18 protein-coding genes are annotated in these 24792 nt (G+C 44.9%); 3 read left to right on the top strand and 15 right to left on the bottom strand.

Annotated elements, in window-relative coordinates; all coding sequences use genetic code 11:
- Nucleotides 1-214: 214 nt before the first annotated feature.
- From H8730_RS15865 to H8730_RS15850, 4 genes are all read right to left on the bottom strand, one after another.
- The gene (locus tag H8730_RS15865; protein ID WP_249290170.1) at nucleotides 215-2323 is read right to left on the bottom strand and encodes an alpha-N-acetylglucosaminidase; all 2109 of its coding nucleotides are present in this window, start codon (nucleotides 2321-2323) and stop codon (nucleotides 215-217) included.
- Between the two features lie 166 nt (nucleotides 2324-2489).
- Nucleotides 2490-2687 carry a cold shock domain-containing protein gene (locus H8730_RS15860; protein WP_177719344.1) on the bottom strand — a complete coding sequence of 66 codons (198 nt, stop codon included), beginning with the start codon at nucleotides 2685-2687 and terminating at the stop codon, nucleotides 2490-2492.
- 285 nt (nucleotides 2688-2972) lie between these two features.
- Complete coding sequence (locus H8730_RS15855; RefSeq protein ID WP_249290169.1) at nucleotides 2973-4895, bottom strand: NAD(+) synthase; 1923 nt, start codon at nucleotides 4893-4895, stop codon at nucleotides 2973-2975.
- Nucleotides 4896-4934: 39 nt separating this feature from the next.
- Nucleotides 4935-6272, bottom strand: coding sequence for a C1 family peptidase (locus H8730_RS15850; protein WP_249290168.1), 1338 nt, complete (start codon nucleotides 6270-6272; stop codon nucleotides 4935-4937).
- Between the two features lie 196 nt (nucleotides 6273-6468).
- Between H8730_RS15850 and H8730_RS15845 the strand changes: the two genes are divergently transcribed.
- Complete coding sequence (locus H8730_RS15845) at nucleotides 6469-7152, top strand: dTMP kinase (protein WP_177713682.1); 684 nt, start codon at nucleotides 6469-6471, stop codon at nucleotides 7150-7152.
- On the opposite strand, the gene H8730_RS15840 is transcribed toward H8730_RS15845, so the two are convergent.
- Nucleotides 7149-8384, bottom strand: coding sequence for a hypothetical protein (locus H8730_RS15840; protein WP_249290167.1), 1236 nt, complete (start codon nucleotides 8382-8384; stop codon nucleotides 7149-7151). The genes H8730_RS15845 and H8730_RS15840 overlap by 4 nt on opposite strands.
- A gap of 501 nt (nucleotides 8385-8885) precedes the next feature.
- Between H8730_RS15840 and H8730_RS15835 the strand changes: the two genes are divergently transcribed.
- Both H8730_RS15835 and H8730_RS15830 read left to right on the top strand, forming a co-directional pair.
- A complete protein-coding gene (locus H8730_RS15835; protein ID WP_177713684.1) occupies nucleotides 8886-10151 on the top strand; it encodes a sodium ion-translocating decarboxylase subunit beta in 1266 nt (421 codons plus the stop codon).
- Between the two features lie 13 nt (nucleotides 10152-10164).
- The gene (locus H8730_RS15830) at nucleotides 10165-10290 is read left to right on the top strand and encodes an OadG-related small transporter subunit (RefSeq protein ID WP_249290166.1); all 126 of its coding nucleotides are present in this window, start codon (nucleotides 10165-10167) and stop codon (nucleotides 10288-10290) included.
- A 192-nt stretch (nucleotides 10291-10482) separates the two neighbouring features.
- On the opposite strand, the gene H8730_RS15825 is transcribed toward H8730_RS15830, so the two are convergent.
- The 10 genes from H8730_RS15825 to H8730_RS15780 all read right to left on the bottom strand — a co-directional run bounded on the left by H8730_RS15825 (nucleotide 10483) and on the right by H8730_RS15780 (nucleotide 24217).
- A complete protein-coding gene (locus H8730_RS15825) occupies nucleotides 10483-11460 on the bottom strand; it encodes a transglutaminase-like domain-containing protein (protein ID WP_177713685.1) in 978 nt (325 codons plus the stop codon).
- 99 nt (nucleotides 11461-11559) lie between these two features.
- Nucleotides 11560-12174, bottom strand: a complete 615-nt coding sequence (locus H8730_RS15820) for a hypothetical protein (protein ID WP_249290165.1) — start codon at nucleotides 12172-12174, stop codon at nucleotides 11560-11562.
- Nucleotides 12171-12848, bottom strand: coding sequence for a hypothetical protein (locus H8730_RS15815; protein ID WP_249290164.1), 678 nt, complete (start codon nucleotides 12846-12848; stop codon nucleotides 12171-12173). The genes H8730_RS15820 and H8730_RS15815 overlap by 4 nt, the downstream gene beginning before the upstream one ends.
- Nucleotides 12808-14472 (bottom strand): ThiF family adenylyltransferase, encoded by a 1665-nt coding sequence (locus H8730_RS15810; RefSeq protein WP_249290163.1) that lies wholly within the window; start codon nucleotides 14470-14472, stop codon nucleotides 12808-12810. The genes H8730_RS15815 and H8730_RS15810 overlap by 41 nt, the downstream gene beginning before the upstream one ends.
- A 12-nt stretch (nucleotides 14473-14484) precedes the next feature.
- Nucleotides 14485-15075, bottom strand: a complete 591-nt coding sequence (locus tag H8730_RS15805; protein WP_249290162.1) for a hypothetical protein — start codon at nucleotides 15073-15075, stop codon at nucleotides 14485-14487.
- Between the two features lie 218 nt (nucleotides 15076-15293).
- Entirely contained in the window at nucleotides 15294-15638 is a 345-nt protein-coding gene (locus H8730_RS15800) for a hypothetical protein (protein WP_249290161.1), read from the bottom strand.
- A gap of 281 nt (nucleotides 15639-15919) precedes the next feature.
- The gene (locus H8730_RS15795) at nucleotides 15920-19360 is read right to left on the bottom strand and encodes a tetratricopeptide repeat protein (RefSeq protein WP_249290160.1); all 3441 of its coding nucleotides are present in this window, start codon (nucleotides 19358-19360) and stop codon (nucleotides 15920-15922) included.
- A 213-nt stretch (nucleotides 19361-19573) separates the two neighbouring features.
- Nucleotides 19574-22414 carry a WYL domain-containing protein gene (locus tag H8730_RS15790; RefSeq protein ID WP_249290159.1) on the bottom strand — a complete coding sequence of 947 codons (2841 nt, stop codon included), beginning with the start codon at nucleotides 22412-22414 and terminating at the stop codon, nucleotides 19574-19576.
- Nucleotides 22415-22517: 103 nt separating this feature from the next.
- Nucleotides 22518-22733: a helix-turn-helix domain-containing protein gene (locus H8730_RS15785; RefSeq protein ID WP_249290158.1), complete on the bottom strand. Its 216-nt coding sequence runs from the start codon at nucleotides 22731-22733 to the stop codon at nucleotides 22518-22520.
- Between the two features lie 188 nt (nucleotides 22734-22921).
- Complete coding sequence (locus H8730_RS15780) at nucleotides 22922-24217, bottom strand: MATE family efflux transporter (RefSeq protein WP_249290157.1); 1296 nt, start codon at nucleotides 24215-24217, stop codon at nucleotides 22922-22924.
- Nucleotides 24218-24792: the final 575 nt, after the last annotated feature.

The raw sequence follows: 24792 nt of genomic DNA, 5'->3' as shown, positions 1-24792 counted from the left end.
CCCATTCAGATATCCTTCTACAATATTTAATTTTTCTTCTGATGTATATTTCCGATACATAAAATACCCCCAAGTAGATTTTGGTTATTTACCTTGTCTACTTAAGGGGTATCATATCACTGTGACATCCAGGCTCTTTTTTCTATTCCTATAGGATCGGCCAAATAAAAAAAGTCTGGATTTCGCAATGTCCAGACTTTTTTTGGCCGTGGGTTTAGATACCATCCGAATATTTTTCAACAAGTTGCATCGCGTACGAGGGATCCACATCGGGGAGCGGGATCGGCGCTGTGTCATGGGTCCACTCCGCCTCCAATTCCGCAAGCCTCGTGTAAAAATCGCTTGCATGCCAGATAATGCGATTCTCAAATACAGGAAGAGACTCCTCATCGTACTCCTCCCCTGTTGCGAGCTTCTCTTTCAACATGTCAAAAAATTTCTGCCAGCGCACGGCGTGATAGCTTCCGATAAGACCCGACCATTCTTTCCACGCGTAGTCAAATAAAAGACTGTTTTCCTCGTTGCCCCAAATGGTGACCTGCATACGAGCGTTGTACTCGTACAGGTCCTTTTCCTCCTGGTTCTTTCCGAAAGAACGGGCGTCGGCGATCCACTTCTGCAGCGTCCATTCTGGTCTGAGGGCTAGCATACGGTCCACCTCATATAGGAGCTCGATAAACTCTTTTGTCTTTCTGTCAAATTGGTCAATGTCTTTTTTATAGAAGGACTCCGAAACTTCCCCATACAACTTCTGCGCGTAGTTTGAAAGAAGCTGGCGGCAAAGGTCCATTACATCGTATCGGTAGCCCTCCGTATCGCAGTGGACTTTTCGAAGGCTGTGGATGGCGTCCAGAAGAAGTCTATTGTCATAATGAATGTGGAAACTGTCACACGGACCGGTCCCTCTCAATTTGAGACAAGGCCTTGTGCATAAGACCGTCCCTCTCTCAACAAAATCTGTGCCCCTGACATATACAGAATCAAGCAGAATCTTCCATGCTGTATACGCGTTCTCATCCACACGGCCGTAGCGGCGTTCTATGTAGTCTTTGATCCACTGGTCAAGCTCCACTGAATCGCTTCTTGTCATCATTTCAAGCGCAAGATCATAGAAGACTGGATTTTGACCGATTCCCTCCATAAAAAGGCCCGTCCCGCAAACCATGGGAGCCGACTCCTTTGCCTTATTGAAGCGATTTTCAGCCATAAGCGGCATATCCCCGTGCAGGCTGCTCATCCTCGCACCGAAATTGTGAAGCACGCCGGCAACGTACCGGTATCCCCAATATCCGTCGTGTCCTATGGGGAAACTTGCGTCGAGATCAAGGATAAGCAGATGCTCCTTCGGCACCGAGGTGACAATATCTTTGCGGATGGACCATGCCTGCATCACCCATGTATACTTCTCATCATACGCAGAATACAGCTCCGATATGGTCTTTCCCACCAGACCGAGATACTCGCTTCCGTCAACGGGAGGTGTGCCTTCATGGAAGGGATCGCACGCGTAAAAGCCATAGGTGCCAAATATCTCCTGCTGATTTTTCATAAATGTCATTCCGATTTTCTTAAAAAGTGGATCCAGGGGGTCGATCTCCGTGGTATGGCCAATATTATTCCATGTTTTTTTCACAAGAAACTTACCCTCTGGGTATTTCTCCTTCATCCGATTTGGAACAAATCCGGAGTAGCCCTGCTGAATCGGATGCATTCCGAATTCAAGTTCACGGGCAATGATTTTCTTTCCCAGCGCCTCGTGCTCGTCTATCCAACTTTTGGGAAGCGGACCGCCGTGATGTTCAAGGTTGGTCATCCACTGCCACGCAAGAAACCCTGGGCCCGCAAGAAAGTCTCTGGCCTCCGCATCTGAAAAGCCGAGATCCAGCAGTGTGTGATACCATACCGACTCTGTCCCGGTGATTGCAAGGGGCATATTGATTCCGCTGAGCGCCATCATATCGATTTCATATTCCCACCTGTCCCAATCCCACCAAGCTGCGCTGTACGAATGTGTGCAGTAGTTCATATACACGCGGTATTCTTGCTCAATCACTCGGCGGTAAAATTCTGGCATTGGAAGCTTCCCTTCAAATACCGTTACCCTCTTTCCGCACCATGAGATGTTCTGCTTGAGCGTATATTTGAGATACCATCCGAAAGCGGCTGCCATAGACCCCTGATTATTCCCTCGTAACACAATCTTGCCGTCTTTTCCGTCAAGCTCATAGGTGTCTCTTCCACCATCCGCATGTATCTCTTCTACCTCAAACTGCCCAGAATGCCCCGGTAAAATGCGTTCAATCAAATTCATTACAGCCTGCATCGTAAATCTCCTTTATACATTATAAACTTTACATGAATATAGACTATTATATAACAGCAACACCATAAATGTCAAACCTTTACCAGTCGTATGCCATCATAAAAGCAGGGAGAAAAGCTGTATGCCTTTCTCCCTGCTTTCTCTCTTCGCGCGTGCAAAGTCCAAATTACATCTTCACGATATTGGCGGCCTGGGGGCCACGAGCGCCCTGTACGATGTCGAAGTTGACTTTCTGTCCCTCTTCCAGAGTCTTGAAGCCGTCCGACTGAATCGCAGAGAAGTGAGCGAACACGTCATCGCCATCCTCAACAGAGATAAATCCGTATCCCTTTTCCGCGTTAAACCATTTTACTGTTCCTGTCATGATAAAATCCTCCTAAAAAATGATGATGATTGTGATGCAAAAAAAATTCACACGTTTTTACAAATCATATATCGAGAAGAATATACAATTTCTAAAAACATGTGAAATCTTTACTACATCTCAAATACATATATAGCTTACCACAAAATTCCTATTCTGTCAACCCTTTTTTTATAATTTTTGAGAAAAAAGATTGGCAGCTTACACATAAAGAAAAATAAATCCTGTCGAAATTTGTCTATCTGCATAATATCGGGAATCCGGGCTGCCGGATTCCCGACCTTTTCAACAATTTGCTAAGATCTCCTGGGCCTCCTCCAGCCACAGGCGGGCGCTGGCGTCGCTCGGCATTCTCCAATCTCCTCGCGGGGACAGGGTAACAGACCCCACCTTCGGCCCATCTGGAAGGCAGGACCGCTTAAACTGTTGCGCAAAGAAACGGCGGTAGAACACCGCCATCCAATTCGCAATGGTTTTGCTGGAATACTCCCCTCCAAAGGCATATTCGGCGATACGAAAAATCTTGGACGGCGCAAATCCCCACCGCATCATGTAGTACAGGAAAAAGTCATGCAATTCATAGGGACCCACGATGTGCTCGGTCTTCTGCGCAATCTCTCCATCCTTCGCCGGCAGCAGCTCCGGGCTGACAGGCGTGTCCAGAATGTCCTCCAGAACCCGTCTGAGAGAGGCATCCTGCGCAGTATCTGCCTCAAATTGGACAATATGGCGGATCAAGGTTTTGGGGATCGATGCATTCACTCCGTACATGGACATATGGTCCCCGTTGTAGGTTGCCCAGCCTAAAGCTAGCTCTGACAGATCTCCTGTTCCCACAACGAGCCCTCCATGCTGATTGGCGATATCCATCAAGATCTGGGTGCGTTCCCGAGCCTGAGAATTCTCATACACCACGTCCTGTTTATCAGGATCTTGGCCAATATCCTGAAAATGCAATTGAACAGACGCCGCAATGTCGATACATCGAAGGGTGACGCCAAGCTTTTCCGATAATTGCTCTGCATTCCCTTTTGTCCTCTGGGTGGTGCCAAAGCATGGCATCGTAACGGCTATTATGTCCTTTCGATCGCGTTTTAACCAATCCATGGCCCGGACTGCCACTAGTAACGCTAGGCAGGAATCCAAACCGCCAGAGATGCCGACAACAAGGGATCGACAGTTGGTATGCTCGATCCGTTTGCGCAGTCCCGCCGCCTGCATCGTCACGATGCTCTCGCAGCGTATGCTTCTATCCTGCTTGTTTTCCGGTACAAATGGCCTTTTCTCGATGGTCCTCGTTATTTCGGTCTGCCGCAGCTGTAGGGAGAAAGGAACCGTCGTATACCCCTCGCTTTTGGCATAAGGATACGTGGTCATCCGCCTGCGCTCAGACGCCAGCCGTTTCACATCCAGTTCGCTGTACAGGATTCCATTCTGGAATGCCTTACTTTGGGCTAGCAGCACACCGTTCTCCCCAATCAGGTTGTGGCCGGCAAATACCATATCCGTCGTCGACTCGCCGTCCCCAGCATCGCAATAGATATAACCGCAGATCAGTCTTGCCGATTGCGCTTGAATCAACTGCCGCCGGTACCCGTCTTTGCCGATGGTCTCATCGCTGGCAGAACAGTTGGCGATGACAGTGGCGCCAGCCAGTGCATGATGGGTGCTCACCGGATCGGGAATCCACAAATCCTCGCACACCTCAACGGCAAAAATAAACTCGGGAAGCTGCGAACAGGCAAATAAAAGTTTTGTGCCAAAGGGCACTTCCTGCCCGGCATAGAATATGCGGGTATTGTCCTCATGGCCAGGCTCAAAATGCCTCCGCTCATAGAATTCTGCATAGTTTGGCAGATTGGACTTTGGCGCGATGCCCAGAATCTGTCCCCGGAGAATCACCACCGCGCAGTTAAAAAGCTTGCCAAAGGCTTGAACTGGGGCGCCTGCTATAATCGCCATATCCAATTCCCTGCTCGCTTCACACAGATGGAGAATTGCCTGTTCCGCCCCCCGCAGCAATGGCTCCTGTAGAAAAAGGTCCCCGCATGTATAGCCGGTTATGGATAATTCCGGGAATACAAGCAAGGCTGTCCCTTTCGCTGATGCTTCCCGCATCATGGACGCCATCTGCTCTCCGTTATACTTACAGTCGGCCACCCGTATGGAGGGCGTCGCCGCCGCAACTTTGATAAATCCGTCTTTCATCTGTACCATCCCCTATCTGCAAATGCTATCGCATTGCTGTCACGCCAATGTCCCCATGGGATCCCAGGGGGATAAAATCTTTGGCTCTTCCTCATAGGCGGCAATCTCTTGGGCGCTCAGATACTCCCTCTGCACCACCGCCTGGTATACATATTCATCAAACCAGCTATCGGTCATGACATAATACCCTTTATGCCCGCTATTCTCGCCCCAGCTGTTCTCGACTTTCCATTTATCCGGCTTCCCGTCGGCGAGATTAACGCCGGTCAGCACCATGGCGTGGGCCACCGCGCTTTCCCTCAGATCCAGCCGTTCCTCCTTCGTCAGAGAAAAATCCATGCCGAAAGCCGTTTTGTAATCATGAAGCCGGTCATCCCACACTCCAACGGCCTGCTCATCATCCTGCACACAGTCACAGCCGAACCATACCGTTTCCCCATCCGTCAGCTGTTTTACTACCATCTCTTTAAATCGCCGCATCTCCACATTGAGATACCGGACGATGTTCCCATCTAGGGTATTGCCCAGCCAAGAAACCGTATAGGAATGTCCAAAGGGCTTATCCCCCGTTGGCGTGTGGATAATGCTCACATACTCCTCCAGAATATCGCCCACATATTCCTGGTAGAATACATCGGGTGAGAGATCCCGCTTTTTCTTGTACTCCTTATTTTGATCCGCGTATTCAAAATCAAATCTCTCAGGCGGTTCTCCGTAACAGCAGCACAGAAAGCCGTACATTTCTGACAACATACGATTCTTCTCCCTCTGCAGCGCATCCTGATCCTTTCCCTCCGCCGCCATCCTTCGCAGAATCGCCGCGTATTGCCGGAGCTTCGTATTGGTAAGCCGGTTCATTGGCTTCGTATTGCTACTCTGCCACGTCTCCGGCATGGCATATTTGGGGACCAAGCCATATTTGCGGACAATATTGACAAACATGTCCCACTGTCCGCCGTCCTGGATCCCTTGCTGGAGAAGCCACTGTACTTCCCGGTCATCCACCGGTCTGTCCGCCAATGTCATCATGGCCTCCAGAAAATAATTGATCTTTTCCAATCGGTCCCAGAAGGCTACGTAACTCTGTGAAAATTCAAATTCCTGTATATGAAATTTTTTGCCGATCCGCTCTCGCAATAGATTCAATCCCGCAAAGATCCAGCATCGACCGCTCGATTGCTGATCTACCGCCTTCATGGTGGGAATATCCACAGAAAAAACTGGCTGTATCGCAGCTCCCCGGCTATTGACATACGCGATGTCCGCTGCAGAGGTCTTGGCCAATACGTTCGTCATCGCTCTCCACAGAGGGTTTTTGTGATATTCCTGCGCGAACTGGCGGAGCTGTGACTTCGTAATGTCCTTGCTACTCTTCACAACAACACTTCCCTTCTCAACTCATTCTTTGACTCTAGGATAGTATTGTTTTTTTCAGTATAGCATATGCATTAAAAATTCACAAGTGGAGAATCTCCATTCTTATAGTCGGAAATATAAAATACAGGACAGCGCTTGCCAAGGCGTCTCTCGTATAGTATAATGAGGGCACGCCAGAAAAAGGAGAGACTTAACTTTGAAAACAAAACCAACCTATATTGCCATAGAGGGCATCGACGGTTCCGGAAAAACAGTGCAGATCGCCCAGTTGCTTGACGAAATCTCGGGCGCTGGATACCGCTGCCGGGAAGTGTCCTTTCCGCAGTACGATGGATTTTTCGGAGAGCAGATTGGCGCCATGCTGTCCGGCCGGCACAGCGTCCGCGCGGATGAAGTGGACGCTCGATCCATGGCTTTGTGGTATGCTGCGGATCGTATGCGCACAATGCGGAATATCTGTCCGGACGATTACGACTACATAATTCTGAATCGGTACACACTGGCCAACGCCGCCTATCAGGGCAGCCGCTGTAAAGACAGCACCCCGCTAGAATTTGCTAAGTGGGTGTTCGATATGGAGGAGATCGAATTTCAGCTTCCTGTGCCGGATCTTTACCTCATCTTTGACGTTTCACCGGCTCTTTCCGCTCAAAATGTGGCGGCCAAAGGGTATCGCGACTATACGGGGGACAGCGCGGATGTATATGAAAAATCCTCGTCGATCTTAACCGATGCGCGGTCGCTCTACCGCGAATTTGCCGCGATGTATGACTCTATGGAGCTTTTGGAGTGTCATGAAAACGGCCGAATGAAATCGCCGGAGGCAATTCATCAGGCCGTTATGGATATTCTGACGCAGCGAGGGCTGTGGAAGCGTTAGAAGGAGAATGCTTCAATTTCGCTTCTCACAATGGACACCCAGCGCTTAATGGCGCCCGGGTCCCGGTTCACTGTCTCGACATCTTTCAGGGTAATATCAAACTTGCAGTGATTCTGTTTCAATACGTCAAACTGAGTTTTCATTTCTTTTCGGATATACTCTTCATCGATGCCCGTGGCAACCATGCTGGATGGATTGGGTCGATACGAGACGATATAGTCCGGCCCGATCTGCTCTGCGCATCGTTTGACATTGGCAAAGGGGCTGACTGCAATCCGGCGCAGGTTCTTTATTTTCTTTAAATATGGGATTTTTCCGGTCAAGTCCTCACAGCAACCGTACGCCGCTAATCCGTATTCCTCCAATATGGGAATCTGATATTGCAGCATGAACTCATCAAACATTTCCGCACTGAACGTGGTGAACTCCTGCGCCGCCATATATCCCCAGATGTCTTTTGGATTCGCGCCATATGCATTGGCTTGCGGCCTCTTGACTTCCAACGCATAGGGAATGCACTGATTCTCAGTATTGGCAAGCCCTAGATCGCCCTGCTCCACTGCCTCATGGTGAACCTTTAAGATTGCCTTCGACATAAATGAGGCCAGCTTATGCAAAAACTCAGGCCGGTCATAGGCGTCCCACATAATCTGCTCAAGTCCCCGCAGTTTCGCTAAGTCTGTAGCAATATCCCCCGTCCACATGAAAAGCATGGGCCCTCTGTCGAGATTCACTGTTAGAATATCGTTGATGGCATCGCCCAGCTTTTCGTACCGTTCTCTCGTCTTTTCTTCGTCAATACAATGTGTGGGCACTGTCAGCTTTTCAAAATCCTCTTCCTCCTTCAGGCTTGGCGCGTAGGCTGCCGCACCCCCGGTGGCTGGTTTCTCTCCGAGTGTAACCGGCAATCCCCACCGGTACTCGGCCGACGGTTTATAGATGCTGCCCACGGTGATCCAAGGCTCTATAATGTAGTCATCGCCAAATTGATCCCGATAGATGGTGTCATACATCTTTTTCTCATACTGCCGGAAAAACGGGTCCTGACACTGAAGTTTGGATTCGTCAAAAATCTCGTCAAAGGCATAGGCACGTATATAAATCAATGGCTGATCGCCCTGGAAGCTGTTATGTTTACTCCAGGCAATTCGTCTTTCTTCTTGGATTGGTTTTTCCGCAATCTCACGAACCTGCCGGGCTAATTCCCGCAATATTGCAATATCTCGATTCATATATCCTCCTTTTGCCTGTTGAGGCGATTGTTCCTCCCTAAATTTTCTCGAATTGTACCATACATCCTTTTGGATCGTCAAGTGGACAAATTGCTGCGTCCTATTTAAAATTTGCATATGTTGCTGAAAGGTATGCCGCGTGCGATGATAAAAAGCTTTCGGTTCTCTGTATCTAGGTCCGCCTTACGGCGGAATTTTCTATTGAAAAAAAGTGTTGCAAATTCATAAAATCTCCAGTATAATGGAACCATATAAGGGAGTAGCTGGCAGCATATGCTGTTGGAGCTGGTCGTCAAGACGGATGGTATCCCGGCCTGTTCCCGATGTAGAAGCAAGACTTATAGCCTGCGCTATAAGTCTATTTTTATGCTATAGGAAGAGGGTTCGCCGGGAGGCGGACACAATTCCGAAGAACCGAAGGTTCTTCCAACGTTCGCGAAGCGAACTTTTTATGCCGGTCCCTTCTCAAAATTTTAAGCCCATACACAAGGAGGACATGAAATGGGGCAATTAGCTCAGCTCTTTAATGGCTTTACGGAGTTCAAGCCACAGTTCTTAATTATGTACGCCATCGGCGGCATCTTGATCTACTTAGCCATAAAGAAGGAATACGAACCAACCTTACTTTTACCCATTGGATTTGGCTGTATCATCGTCAATCTCCCCCTGCGCAGCATATGGCAGGCGGATCCCCTTCTCGATCAGACGGTAACCGATTTATTGGCAACAAATCCTGAATTGACGGCGTATTTTACGGAAAATCTGCATTACATCGTCGAGAACGGTCAGGCTTTTAAGGTCGAGCCCGGTCTCATGCAGATACTGTATAATTCTGGTATTCTCACAGAATTATTTCCTTGCCTGATCTTTATCGCCGTCGGCGCGATGATCGATTTTTCTCCGCTTCTTAAGAATCCGAAATTGATCTTCTGCGGTGCCGCCGCGCAGTTTGGCATTTTCCTCACGATTTTGTTGGCTCTCCTTCTCGGTAAGGTGTTCCCATCCCTTGGCTTTGACTTGAAGGCTGCTGCGTCCATCGGAATCATTGGCGCTGCAGATGGTCCCACCTCCATCTATGTTGCTGCTCGCTTTGCTCCGCAATTCTTGGGCGCCATCTCTGTGGCGGCCTACTCGTACATGTCCCTTGTTCCGATTATCCAGCCTCCGATCATTAAATTGACCACAACGAAAAAAGAGCGGATGATCCGTATGGAATTGAAAGAAGAGCGGGTCTCAAAGAAAGTTCTCATCATCTTTCCCATTGCTATCACGGTCGCCGCCGGCATCATCGCGCCGACTAGCGTACCTCTTGTCGGCACCCTGATGTTCGGAAATCTGCTGCGGGAATGCGGTGTGCTGCAACGCCTGTCCCAATCCGCCCAGAATGAGTTGGCCAATCTGGTCACCCTTCTCTTAGGTATCACCATCGGCTCTACCATGTACTATGAACAAATCTTAACTCCCGCTGTACTCCTCATCATGGCTATGGGATTGCTGGCTTTTGTCTTCGACACCGCCGGTGGAGTCTTCTTCGTCAAAATAATAAATTTATTCAGCAAGAAAAAGATCAACCCCATGGTGGGAGCCGCCGGCATTTCCGCCTTCCCCATGTCCGCCCGCATTGTCCAAAAAATGGCGAAGGAAGAGGATCCCGAAAACTTCATTCTAATGCAAGCTGTCAGCGCGAATGTGGCGGGTCAACTCGGTTCCATCGTAGCAGGCAGCATGGTGCTTACTTTGGTGCCCATGTTATTAAACATGCTATAAGGAGGGGATACACATGAATGAAATTCAGCTCGGCCTTCTATTAATGGCATATGGATTAGTCGGAACCTTTGTTGCTCTTGCACTCTTCTTTTTGATTATAAAGCTATTGGGCAAGATATTTCCAGAAAAAAATAAGTGACAACACAAGAAGTGTCACACTTTATCTATTCAATCTATAAAGATCATTTTGAGGTTTCTCGCCTGTCTAATGTTCAAATCTTATGTAGTTTCCCTTGTTTTTGCCCTTATGAGCCGAAACAAGGGAAACTTTTATTCCCCGCCGGCTACCTTATCCAGCTGCCTTGCGGAAGTACGCTTCCCTCCAGAACACTCAGATATTATGTCTGATAAACTCCTTTGGACAATTACAGACAAGCTCTTCATCGCATTGGGTTTCAATTGTTCGTCCATCAGAAAATGATGTGACTCCCCAATGATACAGTGGATCCCGAGCCCCGATGGCATCGGTCAGATCGATATAGAACCATCCGCCTTTCAGGTATATCAGATTCCACGCATGACCTTCGCCGTTCTTTCTCCCACAGATGTAACGACACGGGATGCACAGCCTTTTGAAGATGGCACATAGTGCAAGCGAGAAGCCCATACATACGGCTTTATTTTGAACAAGCGCCCCATATGCAGTAAATTCAAGGCCGTCTCCGGCCCCCCGGCTATATGACCAGTGCCTAACGCAGTAGTCAACTACAGATATTGCCTGTTTCCAGTCTTCACTTCCAGCCTGTGACGATAATTTGATTATTTCATCAATACGCTCATTGACCTGCCGTTCCCGTGTTTTCAACGTCTTATAATCACAACTGTAGAACAGTGTAACCTCAAGGCCGCAATACCCAGTTTCAGACCGTTTCTTTACAATGGAACTCACTCCTTTAAGGTAATGGTTTAGATAGTCAGGCATAGAAGTTACGTTTTTCACCGTATCCAACGCCATATCGAGATTCGAGTCTTTGCATACCAGGAAATCCCTTTTACTGTGCAGCGTAACGGCTCTCAAAAGGCTGTCTAAGACTTGTCTCTTACTATCAACACATGTAACAAACGAAGGAAAGACATCACTGTATTCTATCTCCATGTTGAAATGGTTCCAAAGTCCCAGGCATTGTCCACTCCCTTTGATTGTTTCAACGCATAGAAGCAACTCCGGGTTCGCATTGATGATCCTTTGGTACACGGATTGAATATCGAGCTGATGCACGGGACTAGAAAAAGAAATTTCCTTGTGATGATGGTTCTTTATTTGGTTGCCCATATACAGAGCAATATCATCCACTGTTTTTAAGTTCATTGCAGACCTCTTTTTTAGGGAATAAGAAAGTAATCCAGTAAAGCGAACAATGTCATAAAGGCCAAATTAGTACAAAATACCTTCCGAATTTCTTCCGTTTTAAATTTGCTCTTTTTTGTACAAGCATTCACAATTACTGCCACGACAAATAGCCCAAGCGTAATCATTGAAAAAATAAATGTATATGCAGACAGTGCTGAGAATCCGTTTTCCATGATTGTCTTTACCATCGTTCTCCCTCCGTATATTGCGTACTACATATTCAACGCGTGTCATGACATCGTCGAGTCTTTCACATATATTACCTGTGATTTCGACTTTTTTTGTTTGTGGCACATTCACGTCTGTACGAAGATGATAAGTGCCAGAAAGAGCAAGTATAACAATGGACAGGGCGATCATGACCGGTACATGTGCTCTTCTAAAAAACCGAATTGTCTTGTTCAATGCTCGTATTCCTTTCCTCAGCTGCGGGTGATCCGGCTGATAGGAGGGAACGTGAACACGAGGGCTTTCGTATGTTTGAGATTCTTGAATGGAGCAGGAATCTTTATAGTTTTTGTCAAAACACTCCTCGCAAACGAACAACACTCCCTCAACATTGCGATTTTCATACTTAATAAAGTATCCCTTTTCAGTGAAACATCCGCAGCTTCGGTTGCTACACTCCGTTTTGGTATCAAGTGTAACTTTTTTCGCTATGTAATGGCTCATACTACTGTCACTCCATATTCATAGGCAGGATAGTTCTTATCTCGTGCGGAAATCTGAATCTCACTAGTCCCGCCAATAATTACATAAGGCATGACACTCACCATATCAGACAGAGTTTTGTTATCCAGGGCGTTAAAGTCAGGTGAACCGCTTGGGTTTGTCCTAAAGAGTCCCACAACCACACAGTTTTTCTCCTTGGCAATCTTTCGGACCCTCATAACATCAGCGGGGGAAAAGAAGACTACGGTTCCTTTGCCTGACTGCAAGCTGTTGAAATGTTCTACAACAACGACCTTTTGAACATTGTCAACGGTTTCCTTCTTTCCTAAGAGATAGCCCGCCTGGAAAGTTGGTTTTCTATCATTCGGAGCGATCTTCGACAATACCTCACGCCTGATTTCAATCATAACACCGCACAGTGAATATTCAGACGAAAGGTTTCGATAACAATCCTCGCATACAAATCTCGAAACATTGTTATCGCGGAGCTCATATCCGTTTTGGGTGTATCCATGGCATCCGGTGCATTCCTGCAGTTCAGGTAAAGTCTTGGGCATTGCTACTTTTCGATTCATATCGACTCCATTTCTTGCCGGACTTGCGTAATCTATTGGGGATTCCGGCATACACTCCTTATGTTTCCTCTGTAAAAATGATCTCCAGAAGGTAGTCATTTTCCTCTCCTTCAACAAGATAAATGTGGCGTGGGGGCAGATCCATTAGCGTGGGATCCACGCCGGAGTTCACTGCAACCTCCAACACTGCGCATGCGCCAATACTCCTATAGGCGACTGGGATGTTAAGACTCCATTCAAGATTTAACCTGTAGCTCGGGATCTGCTCCTGGAACATCTCATTGAGCATCTCCCAAAGTTCATGCTTCGGTTTTCTTCTGTCAAATGTTACCGAGGGGATTTCACGGTCTGAGTCAAGCATGGAGAAAAGTTCACTTTTTGTTCCGACCGGAAGCTTTCCATATTTGAAAGGGCGAAGAGCTGCCTTATCCCGAATGATTCCATTTCCGACTGCATTGAGAATGTATTTCATTGCAACAGTTTTTTCTTTGAATTTGCCGAGCAAGTATTTAAGTGCCACATCCATTGTCATGCCGGCAATCTGTGATGAGAATCCCATCACCTGCGCCTGTGTTTCCTCAGCGATGTCGCTGCAGCTCCTGCGCTCCTTTAACTTTTCTCGGTATCCGTTTCCCCAGACGTATTCGAGATCAACAGGAGAGTCTGACGGAAAGGCAAGTATGTTACCGGTAAAGTCTCCATCCACAATCCCAGTCCCACAGGTAATATGCGGAATGTGATAGATCCTGCATCCGCGGTCAATGTACTGACGAATGGCCGCGCTGTCCACTGGAGATAACACAATGTCGAACTGCTTCAGAAACCCCCATCCCAAATCACAGATATCCGCATTGATTCCTGTGACCTCAATGGAAAAGGAACTTTTTTCCGCAACAGCTTTGGCAAGTTCAAGAGCCTTCGGTTTACCAAGGGAGTCTTCACCGACCATACTGGAGCGAGGTAGATTCCAATATTGATATGTATCCATATCAACGATGCACAGATCGCTAATACCGCTGTTCATCGCATATTCAGCAAGAAGATTTCCGATAGTCCCTGCACCAACAATCAGAACCTTTTTCCCCTTAAGTTCCGTAATAGAGTGAAGAAACCTTTTGTCAAACTCCCTCTGCTGTGTTTCAGAGTAGAATCTCGATGTGCGAAAGGAGCTGCTGTGACACCTCTTTCCGTTCAAAGCAACTTCCTTATCCACGCGCTTGATCGTTTTGTTGAATAAAACGTTAGGATTGGGTTTCACTGCGATTTTAAGCTCACATTCGTGAAACTCGAAATCTATATCCTTAAAGATCCCAACCCACGTGCCGTGTTTCGGGGAGACAACCATATAGAAACTGTTATCTCTAGACTGTGCCATCATCTCTTTATCGACACCGGAAAAGAATGCCTGAAATTGGGCGTGTGAATGGATATTCCCAACGATATGATAGCCTTTACAATTTCGTTTTACATACTTAACAGCATTCATAGTGTAGTCCGTTGAAAACTCAAAGGAGCTTGCCGTGCCGGAGAGTTCTTCATGATACAGATCATGGATGTGCACATTATAGCGACCTGTCACTTCATCTTTTGAGACATTGCCGATAAAGAAACCACCGCATTCCTTGTAAGGATCTCGATGGATCAGCTCATTGATTTTCTGAACGACGGCCTTATCCATAAAAACATGTGCTGGCATTGTTGAACTGGGATTGACTTCTCTCATGACACTTCCTCCTCACGCTGCTTGTGTAAGAATGGTGATTTTGTTACACCATCTCTTACTCACATAGTTCTCAAGCTTTCTTCGTTCTTTGATAATCGGTTTACATTTCAGGCTTTCAAGGACACGCTTCTGCTGACGTTGAGCATTTTCGAGCGCCTCCAGCTTGACACCCATGATCCCCGATGCGCAGAGGCCCACCGTTACCGAGTCCTTAGTAACATTAAGCAGGGAGAGTGTCTCGATGATATTTGCAATGAAATCGGTTGGTCTCTCACGGGAGCTGCCATCCCAACAGGGATGTCCGTCATTGTATATATGGGGATGCACAAACTGATTGCCCATCTGATCCTGATAATATCTGCACTGGGACTGCTGCAACGGTGTAAAATACACATTGCCTTTTCTCACGTAAAAAGTTGAGCGGGGAAACTGGACGAAAACCTTACCTTTTTGTCTTTGCCCGTATAACGGATATCCGTTGAATTCCATAATGATATTGTTGCCGTCAGAACTGTAATGGGTGGTTGCTGTCAGATCACTTCCCATCACATCAACAACGATGGCTGCTGCAACCTTTGCCAAATCCATAGAATAGTCTCTCATAGTAATCTCCATTCTGGAGCGTTAGCGACGGCGGCGAATTCTGCCACCAGAGCTATTTGTGACGCTCCGGCACAAATAGCCGTGTAAAAAATAAGCGATCAAGCTTATTTTTTATAAGAAAACTCCTGTCTTTTCAATATTTCTGTTGAACAGTAACGGTTTGCGGCCAGGAGATCAACGGCGCCCAAAGTGCCGAGTCAGCTGATAGTGGGACCCAGTCAATACCCGGCAACGATGCTGCTGACACTCACCACGAATGTCGGGATCTGACCCTCAGCCTCGATCTTGGAGAGCTCCTCCTTAATGGCGGGCTGATTGCAGAGCGGTTCTCTCCAGTTGGCCCGGATACTTTCGCCCTCGACGTTGATCAGTTCAAACGCACTCTTTGCTTCATCCATGTTGCCCTCCATCAGCTGATCGATGGCCCTCTGGTTAGAAAAGATCTGGCTGGCAGCCGTGGCATCGTCCTCATAGAACTTGCGGATGATACCCATGGGGCTCTCGCTCGTGTCGATCTCTCTGTTCATGGTTACGCCGGTTACGGTTTCGATTGTCACTTTCATTTGCTATACTCCCTTTCTTTTTGGTGTTTTGATTCTCATATCCAACCTTACTGCCCTCACGGCTGCGAGGTGTTAATGCCGCGTGGGTTTATCTGATTTACAAGACTATTATACCTGTGTGTGTTTGCGATTGCTCCACGATCACAAGAAGTGAAAGTTGAGGAAATTCACTTATCTCCGGGGTCGTCAGGTGTATGACAATGATACCGCAATAGTATCTGGAAACAAGGAAATCCAAAATAAAAAAGTTCGCGTTCCGCGAACTTTGGAAGAACCTTCGGTTATTTGGAATAGTTGCTTGTCATATGAACAAGTTGGAGCAGCAATCCCTGAACTTGTCCCAACTTTTTCGATGCCTCAAGAGGACCGATAATATCATTGCAACACGCTTCCGCTTCTTCCCGAGATACAGGCTCAGTATGAGCTGCTGCATTTCGATAGGTACATCGTACGTTTTCACATTTGTCAATAAAGCTCATGCCGTCTGAGCCCTTACATTTAAATGCTTGAATCCCCTTTTGTTTATAGACATCATCTAAGATGGTTTCAAGATACATATTTAATTTTTTCGCATCATCTCCGCTGCATTCAAAAATGTATGGCATAGACCCCAAAGTGAAGTTATTGTTTTTGACGGCCTTTCCTTGTCTATTGTAAAACAACATCGATTCTGGCCACATCCCGTCTGATGGTGTTCCGCATGTGCTAAACAAGTACTTCTGGTAGCCAGTAAAAAATCTTCGCTTTAGCTCGTTTTCTAGAGCAGATGTTGCTGAGACAATGATTCCGGAATAGTCTAAAACAGCATAAGTGGCCCTGTTACAATTGGCAAAGAATACTTTTGCGGAAATCAACGCTTTGCGGGTATATGTATCGAGTTTGTCCCAATAGGTGCCAAACATTTCCTTCAGCAATCCCTCTTCATGGTCTATCGAGGGAATATCCTCCTGCAAGGTATTTATTATTCTCTGCGCGGTTTCATGAATAAACTTCTCCCTTACAAGTTCAATCTGCTCTTCATCTAGAAATCTGAGTGTTCTTTCATCCGGCATCGAGTTTTTTTGCTCCGTCACATATTCCAGTATTGTCCTGAGATTCTCGATAACAGCTATTTGGTCATCTCGTATCTCTGAAATTAAATCAGTATTAGAACTAATGTGACTAAGTATTCCTAGTATCGCATCTTGATTTTCAATTTGCTCCTTCCTCTGATCTAATAGCATTTGGAGTATCTCTTTTTTTGATAGATTCGTTGAATTCGGATTTCTGAGAAGGAGAAGCCCTATTGCTCTGTATAACTGCCCGAAACGATATTTGGATCTCTTGCTTGGATCAAAACTAAAATGCAGGCTTGAAAAAAAGTTGTCCAGTAATAGCGAAGTATATGCCTCTCCTCGTAATGAGGATAAGAGTTCGAAATAATAATTATATCGAGGAATCTTTCTGGTATCCTGCAGGATATTTAGACCTTTATCCCTGTTTTTTTCAAATCCCCATGATCCAGCATAGATTAGCATTCCAAGGAGAGCATTTGATATATTTCCTCGCAATCCGGGCGCACATTCAAGTGTGTTTCTCGCTGTTTCTAAATTCACTTCCACTCCACGCCCGTTTGCGTAGCAAATTGCAACATAAACGCGCGCGAGATCGTCTCCCGTTGAACAGGCCTTTTCAAAATAGGAGAGGGCCTTTGCGTAATCTTGCTTTATCCCATAGCCGTAGTAAAAGTGTTGTCCGAGAATTCTTTGCCGTTGTGCATTATTTTTCTCAGATTGCATCTCACTTGAAACAACATCAAAAGCATACCGCCTATCCCTTTTATTGGCTCTGGTTTTCCTTAACAATGCGTTGAGGGTGATTGCACCGGTTTCGCTAATGCAATCATTTCTGTACGCTAGCATAAGAAATTGTCTAGCTCGTTCCTCATCAGTATAAATTAAAAACCCTTCCGTTAGGCTTGCTCTGGAATAAATCAGTCCGAGTAGATCTGCTTTTGAGAAATCGCCCTCGCAAATAGGAGCGTACAAGATGCTCCCCAACCCTTTTGACTGCCTAAAGTATGAAGCGGCTTTTTGAATGTCCTTTTTTATGCCAACGCCGTGATAGTAAGAAATACCCTTGTACAGATTAATATATCCACTGTATTCGCCATTCTCTCGTTCACTTATGGTTTCTATTTCTAGCATTAGTTTATTGGCAACTTTATAATCCGCTCTCGTTCCAAGACCATGTTGGTAGCAGTATATTAAGAATAGGTGGGAGAGAATATGTCCGTCATCCAGAGCTGCGCTTTTGAATAGAGCAAAGGCTTTTTTTAAGTTCACGTCGACGCCAACGCCCCGAAGATAGCATCGCGCTAGGTAGTATTTACTTATCCCATCATTCGTGTTTCTTACAGCCTTCTCAAAAATAGAAAACGCTTTACCTCCATCTTTTTGAACTCCTTTTCCTTTGTAATACATTCGTCCAAGTTGGAGTTCAGCTTCCGAATCGCCTTGACTGGTAAGCTCCTCATAGAGATGGCGGGCCTTTGTAAAATACTCGTCTGATTTTCTTTGCATGACATCTTCATCAAACTCTGAGCACAGATCGCCCAGAGTTGTGTAGCATTCTGCCCTATTTAATAAATCGCCGATTGAATCGACACCCTTTTCATATAATTCAATGGCTTTGCGGGAATCTGGGGCGACCCCATTTCCTTTCTCATAACAGGCTGCTAAATTTAATATGGCAGACTCGATATTTCCTTCGGCGGCAATTTGATAGAAATCAAAGGCCTTCCTCAGATCGATTTCAATATCCCCTAGTCCTGACATATAAAAATCAGCAAGACATTCACAGGCAAGATAATAAAAATAATCTTTCTCATCCCTTAACGTTACAACTGACTGTAGATACTTGAATGCTTCTATCTGCTTTGCCTTCGATTCCTCATCGCACATATAAATGGTCGAGAGATAGACCATGGCGATAGCATCATCTTGATCGGCCGCTTTTTTTAACCATTCTGCAGCTTTATCTAAATTCTTTTCTACACCATTTCCATGGTAAAACCGAGTACCAATTTCTCGCTGTGATATCTTGTCGTCCAGATTCGCTGACTTAAAGTACCATTCAACCGCTTTTTCTTGATCAACTTCGACTCCTTCACCATTTTCATAGCAGATTGCAAGATATCTTTGCGCAATTTCATTATCCTGCATGGCAGATTTTAAATACCATTCGACAGCCTTAGCTTTGTCAACCTCTACACCAATTCCGTTTTCAAAACAAGTTCCGAGTAACCGCTGTGCTTTTGCATACCCCAGTTCTGCCGCATGTTGGTATAGATCAAAGGCCTTCTTCACATCTTTTTCTACACCTGTTCCATACTCATAACAAGCACCAAGGTAAGTGGATCCCTTTGTCGATCCCATCGATGAAGATTTCTCATATAGCTCTACGGCCTTATCAAAATTAACATCGACGCCTACGCCCCACTCAAAATCATAGCCCAAAGCGGCAATTGAATCCGCGTTACCTGTTTCAGCGGCTAAGCTATCACATTCAAAACACAGAACATGATCTTTTTTAGTTCCAAGTCCAAAATAGTAGCAGTCGGAAAGCATAGTTAAGGCCTCGGGAGAGTTACTGTTTTTAAATTTAGAAACGTATGTAAACAATTCATCATAGTTCTTTTGTTGTCTCAATGCCTCGGCATATTGCCTATTATACTTTTCCATGGTCTTCCTCCTGAATCAAATACGCATCTTTTTTCCCGATTTCCCGACAGCAATGCAAAGCCAGTCAATCTACAAAATTAAACTCTGAATTTCTTCATCGTTGAGATGGATGATGTCTTTATTATAATTTATTTCGTAGACCTTGAAATGGATCGTGAAGAAACTAAAGTTGAGGTAATGATCCGCTTCCTCTTCGGATCCCCCCTAGAGCTTTTACTGTTCTCTGGGCAGAATACCGTCTATACGCTTTGACAACTCCAGTTGATGTTCTAGTCGTTCAATTAGCTCGTGGCGAACATCTCCCGTATCATCAAAAACATAGACTGATGCCCCATAGCTCAGCAAACGCACTATGATCTCCCGCTTATCTTCTTTGTCGTAATACAATGTCATTCTGTATCTGTCATTGCCCCACTTGACACATTTTTTCTTGAAACAGGAAAACTCCGTTAGTATTCTATCCGGCACATTCTTCGTCTCGTTAAAGAAGACAACAAGCTCTCGTTCGTTTCCTCGAATGTAATTGTCTATTTCTTTTTTGTTTTCCTCTGCATCAAAGTAATTGTCAGTAACGCACACATCGAGTATTCGCTCTAAATTAAATGTTTTTACCGCCTTAGACTTACCTACAGCATGAACCCTGATTCGGTTATCACGCTTTGAATACTCGATATATGCGGGAGCGCACGCATAAACAGAAACTCTTCCATACTGCGATTTATACTTGATATTCACCTCTCGCTTTTCCCTGATTGCCCTCATAATATTTTTAACCGAGGATCCAAAGTTCTGTTGCTGATAAAAAGTTTCAACATCCAAAAATTGATCGTGCAGGACGACTGAGTGTATATCAAACCAATCCATCTCAGGTAGCCATTCAATGAATTGCTTAATTTCACCGTCTGACAAAAAGCACTTTGCCAATGGATGGGTCAGTATATTTTGTAGCCACTGAATTTCGAGGGAAGTAAGAGGGAGAAGGTCCTTTGCCTTTTTGATGATACCTCCATCCGCAATTGAGAAGATGGAATTCACATAATTCCCCGAGAAGTTTACAAAAGCCCGAACAAACCCATCTGCTTGCTCTAAACGTCTGTCTGCAGTCTCCCATTGGACAATATCTGAAAATTGTTCAGAGGAGAAAAAATCTGCATAGGCGTTCTTCATTTCTTTTATGTGCTCTCTTGCAATGGTTCCTTTTCTTGCAATCGACAAAAGCAACTCGCCCAGCTTATTAAATGAGATTCCAAATATCTCGTTAAAAAGTAGACTGTGCATGTCATCTGTCGGCGTAAAGCTGTCATCAATAGATTCGAGCAAAACACTTTTTTCTGAATTCCACAAAGTGTCGGTTTCTGCCTTAGCAGAAAATGGATCAAAGTAGGACTCATACGTCTTTGCAACATCTTCCACAAAGCCATCATACTCTTCTCCGTTAATCTCAACTGTCACAATTCTTGTCGTGTAACTTCTAAGCCATTGAAGCATTTCCCAAGGATTGGCCACCTCAGCGACTAATTCGAGGCAGTGCCCATATCCATCCAACTCCATCTCATCAAAATCTGCACAATTTCGAATTTCGCGTTGTATACGTGATTTTATGAATGCTTCTTTTTCGCTGCAACAAACAATAATACGAACCCTGTTGGGCTCAAATAACGCCTTGACATTTCCGTTTTGGAAATCACGAAATGCAGTCCCCCAGGTATACGAAATTAATTTTTTTGCTCGCTCCATGTCTTCTTCAAAGTGTACACCCGGAGTCATGTGACCCATAGTGATACTATCTATAAATTCTATTCTAAGAGCCGACACGCTACGATAACCGGGGTGATAATACAAAAGATATTGCCTTCCATCTGTGACACTTTCACGTATTTCGATCGGATAACAAATGAAACATTGATAGTTGAGATCGCGAATAGCCGCATTCCGGTACTCTATTGCAATCCATAAACCATTCTTTATAGCATACAGCAAATCGATATTGTTGTAATCATTCAATGCACGCTTGAGATAGTTATGCTTGTAATAAATGCTGTCACTTTTGTATCCAGGTAACCGATCCGATATATAACTCCCGATTTCCCCAAGTAAACTGACTTGTGAAAAAAATGAAATCATATCGGAGAAGCGAACCTGAAGATCCTTGTCATCCCCTAGCATGTCATCTATAAAAACATCTGATACCGAATAATAAATGCGCTGTCCAATTTTTTTGGCGTTTACAACGCCAAGTCGTGTCAACTCTCGCATTTTGTTTCCAAATTGCTTGTCATCGACTTCGACATTATAATGCTGCATTACATAAAACAGAGTGTTTTTTTCTATAAAATTATCGGTGTCATCTTCTAAAACAAATTCACCGTTGGAGAAAACTATTCTTTTTTTATTAAGGATCATGTGGTCGTATACTTCCTCTAATCCGTCATGATCTTTGGAAAAACGTTCTATGGCCTCTAGTGCAAACTTCTCTTTGTCGTCTTCAGAGAGTTCGTCCCATGGCTTTGGATTATGCCGGCGGACCTCGGATTCAACGAGCGTCGCTATTTCTTTTAAGTAATCGTTTAATTCGACTGCCTTGTCAGCTTTCAAAGGAGAATAGTCTGCTCTATGAACTTTTTTTCCAAGTTGAAAATACATAAGTAAGGCATAGGTAAAAGAAAAATGTGTTCCAGCATATAATGCGCTCTCACTACAGTGCTGATACAAAGAAAAGAATGGATTGTTCGATATTCTTCTAGCATCGACAGTCACACATTCAACACGCTTGTTTTCTCTATTCGTGTTGATTTTCCCTTTTTTTAAATCTACAAAATCCCCCTTGCTCCACTGAACGCCGGCATCCTGTTCCAAAACATAACGAAGACGCTTTGCATCAGGATAAAAAGTTCCATCGATAATGTCTTTGTTCAAATCCGACTTATCATTAGTTCCCCTTATCTTGAAATCGCTTCCTCTTTCTTTAAACTGATAGATGTAGAAATCTCTAAGGTAGTTTTTGAATTTTATGTTGAAGTTCTCCGAGCTAATAAGCTCCGCATCCACTGGCATATAAACCCCCCTGCAATCTCTTGGCTTTCATTATTTGCCCAGATCCATACTCCTCAGCTGCTCGCCATTATGAAAAAGCTATTTCTTGGTCGAGATAATAAATTTATCTATCGACACTGGATTTTTCGAATTCACACATGTCACTTATATCGCAATCTAGAACTGCAGCGACTTTCAAGAGCACGGTAATGCTTACGGGTTCGTCATGCCTAAGTTTGCTCATGGTACATGATGACAATTCTGTTGCTCTTCTGATATCTGCAGCTGTAATCTGTTTATCTATCAATAACTTCCAAAGCTTTTTATATGTTACATTCATAGTGCAATCCTCCCTCATCTTTTTTAACTAACTATATCACTTTTAACCTGATTTTTCAATCTTTTTGTCGAAAATTCAACACTACTATCGAATTTTCGACCATTCGATCGCTAGGCTTTTGATGTAATGCCCAACCGAAAAGGCATTTCTATTCATCTACTGCTTAGCATTTTCAAAAGAATACAAGTTTAATGCTGATACATGATAAATCCCAGCAGTGCAACAAGAAATTCAGTTATCGGATAGGTAAGCCACACACCTGTCATTTCCCACAATGCCGACAGGAAAAATGCTATCGGAATAATCAGGATAAGCCCTCGTAAAACCGACAGAATATGAGCCGGCAATGCTTTTTCAATCGAAGTAAAAAATGTTGCCAGGATACTATTGTATCCGACAAATACAACGGATAGAAAGTACAGTTTCAGTCCTTGTACAGCAATACGCTGCAATTCTGTATTGTTTTCGCTATTGAAAACAGTGGTAATCGGCCGTGCAAAAACAAAAATCAGTAGATACACTGCACAGGATATGGTCAGCATCGTTGTCATAGCATACCGCAGTACTGTTCTTGCCTGCTTATCATTTCCGCCACCGTAAAAGGTACTAATCAGCGGCTGAACCCCTTGTGCAATACCCGTAAACACCGCAACAATCACAAGCGATATATTGGCCACTACACCGTAAGCGGCAACTCCTGTATTCCCCTCTAATTTCAGTATGATTGCATTAAAAACAATCATCACAATTCCAGAGGAAAGCTGAGCAATCAAAGAGGGAAATCCTAGCGTTAAATCCTGCTTTACAATATTGGCTTCCATCTTCGTCTTTACAAAATGAAAAGTGTTTTTCTTTCTAGTCCAATGTGGGAGCATCATAACGATACTGATAATTGGCGATAATCCAGTGGCAAAAATAGCTCCGAAGATGCCCATCTGCATTGGAAAAATAAAGATATAATCAAGCACAATATTGGAAAAACTGCCGATTAACATAGCAATCATCGAAAGCTGTGGACTTTCATCATTCCTGACAAAACAGAGAAGCACATCATTTAAAATAAAAGCAGGTGCAAAAAGCAGCAGCCATTTCAAATAAGTATCTGTCATTTCCAATACATTTGCATCCGCCCCTAAAAGTATTGCCAACTGATCTGAAAAGAATAGACCAAGCAGAAAAAATGCCCCTGAAAACAATATGGCAAGGTATACGGTATTCGTAAAAAATCGATTCACTTCTTCCTGTTTGCCTTGACTTTTGCAGACTGATAATTTTGTCGCACCGCCCATGCCAAGCATAAGTCCTGTTCCGTGAATGAAGTTATAGACAGGAATGGCAAGGTTTAAGGCTGCAAGTCCGTCAGTACCCACGCCTTTTGAGACGAAAAAGGTATCAGCTAAAATGTAACAGGATACACCTAATGTTCCTAATACGCTTAGAATTGTATAGCGGGCAAAATCCCGCATGCTGGATTTTTGTTCCATATCTTCCTCCTAAAATCGCACAAAAATAGCGTCAGAACTTTCTATCTTCAAAGGCCTAACGATAGAAAGTCTGACGCTTAACTCCTTACCCGGCGGCAAGGAAGTGCCAATTCATATTTTTTATAGTATACTATACAAGAGCTAAAAAGTCAACGTTTGGAGTCGTTATTTGCCTACCGGTAAAATAAGACATACTCTTCATTCCCTTATGGGACAGCAGGGGATGTAACGCCATGAGTCATCCGGGGCGAACGGCAAAAGAAGATTCTATGTAGACACTCTTTCCGTGATTAGGAGGTTCTATTTTATCTTATTCAAATCTCCCCAATAAAAAAAAGCCTAACCGGCCGATGTGTGAAGAGGGGACGCACCTCTTTTTGTGTAGAGAAGCCCCTTGGTTTGGGTTGTCTTGCTCCGTCCCTCTTTTCCCTTTACAGCACGAGGTATTGCAGGATCATGTTGTGGATTCTCACCATGTCCACCCCTCCGTCCTCCTCGTCCCGCGTCACCAGCAGGTTCCTCCCTTCCTCGATCCCCGCTCGACGGTACGCCTCCTCCTTCTCCTTCCACCTCTT

The sequence above is a fragment of the Bianquea renquensis genome, from assembly GCF_014384895.1.
Taxonomy (GTDB): domain Bacteria; phylum Bacillota; class Clostridia; order Lachnospirales; family Bianqueaceae; genus Bianquea; species Bianquea renquensis.
This window is presented reverse-complemented; position numbering and strand designations above follow the sequence as displayed.

Bases quoted from the DNA above. Each gene is read 5' to 3' on its own strand.
- H8730_RS15865 (WP_249290170.1), bottom strand. From the start codon at position 2,323: ATGCAGGCTGTAATGAATTTGATTGAACGCATTTTACCGGGGCATTCT.
- H8730_RS15860 (WP_177719344.1), bottom strand. From the start codon at position 2,687: ATGACAGGAACAGTAAAATGGTTTAACGCGGAAAAGGGATACGGATTT.
- H8730_RS15855 (WP_249290169.1), bottom strand. From the start codon at position 4,895: ATGAAAGACGGATTTATCAAAGTTGCGGCGGCGACGCCCTCCATACGG.
- H8730_RS15840 (WP_249290167.1), bottom strand. From the start codon at position 8,384: ATGAATCGAGATATTGCAATATTGCGGGAATTAGCCCGGCAGGTTCGT.
- H8730_RS15835 (WP_177713684.1), top strand. From the start codon at position 8,886: ATGGGGCAATTAGCTCAGCTCTTTAATGGCTTTACGGAGTTCAAGCCA.
- H8730_RS15830 (WP_249290166.1), top strand. From the start codon at position 10,165: ATGAATGAAATTCAGCTCGGCCTTCTATTAATGGCATATGGATTAGTC.
- H8730_RS15825 (WP_177713685.1), bottom strand. From the start codon at position 11,460: ATGAACTTAAAAACAGTGGATGATATTGCTCTGTATATGGGCAACCAA.
- H8730_RS15820 (WP_249290165.1), bottom strand. From the start codon at position 12,174: ATGAGCCATTACATAGCGAAAAAAGTTACACTTGATACCAAAACGGAG.
- H8730_RS15815 (WP_249290164.1), bottom strand. From the start codon at position 12,848: ATGACTACCTTCTGGAGATCATTTTTACAGAGGAAACATAAGGAGTGT.
- H8730_RS15810 (WP_249290163.1), bottom strand. From the start codon at position 14,472: ATGAGAGAAGTCAATCCCAGTTCAACAATGCCAGCACATGTTTTTATG.
- H8730_RS15805 (WP_249290162.1), bottom strand. From the start codon at position 15,075: ATGAGAGACTATTCTATGGATTTGGCAAAGGTTGCAGCAGCCATCGTT.
- H8730_RS15800 (WP_249290161.1), bottom strand. From the start codon at position 15,638: ATGAAAGTGACAATCGAAACCGTAACCGGCGTAACCATGAACAGAGAG.
- H8730_RS15795 (WP_249290160.1), bottom strand. From the start codon at position 19,360: ATGGAAAAGTATAATAGGCAATATGCCGAGGCATTGAGACAACAAAAG.
- H8730_RS15790 (WP_249290159.1), bottom strand. From the start codon at position 22,414: ATGCCAGTGGATGCGGAGCTTATTAGCTCGGAGAACTTCAACATAAAA.
- H8730_RS15785 (WP_249290158.1), bottom strand. From the start codon at position 22,733: ATGAATGTAACATATAAAAAGCTTTGGAAGTTATTGATAGATAAACAG.
- H8730_RS15780 (WP_249290157.1), bottom strand. From the start codon at position 24,217: ATGGAACAAAAATCCAGCATGCGGGATTTTGCCCGCTATACAATTCTA.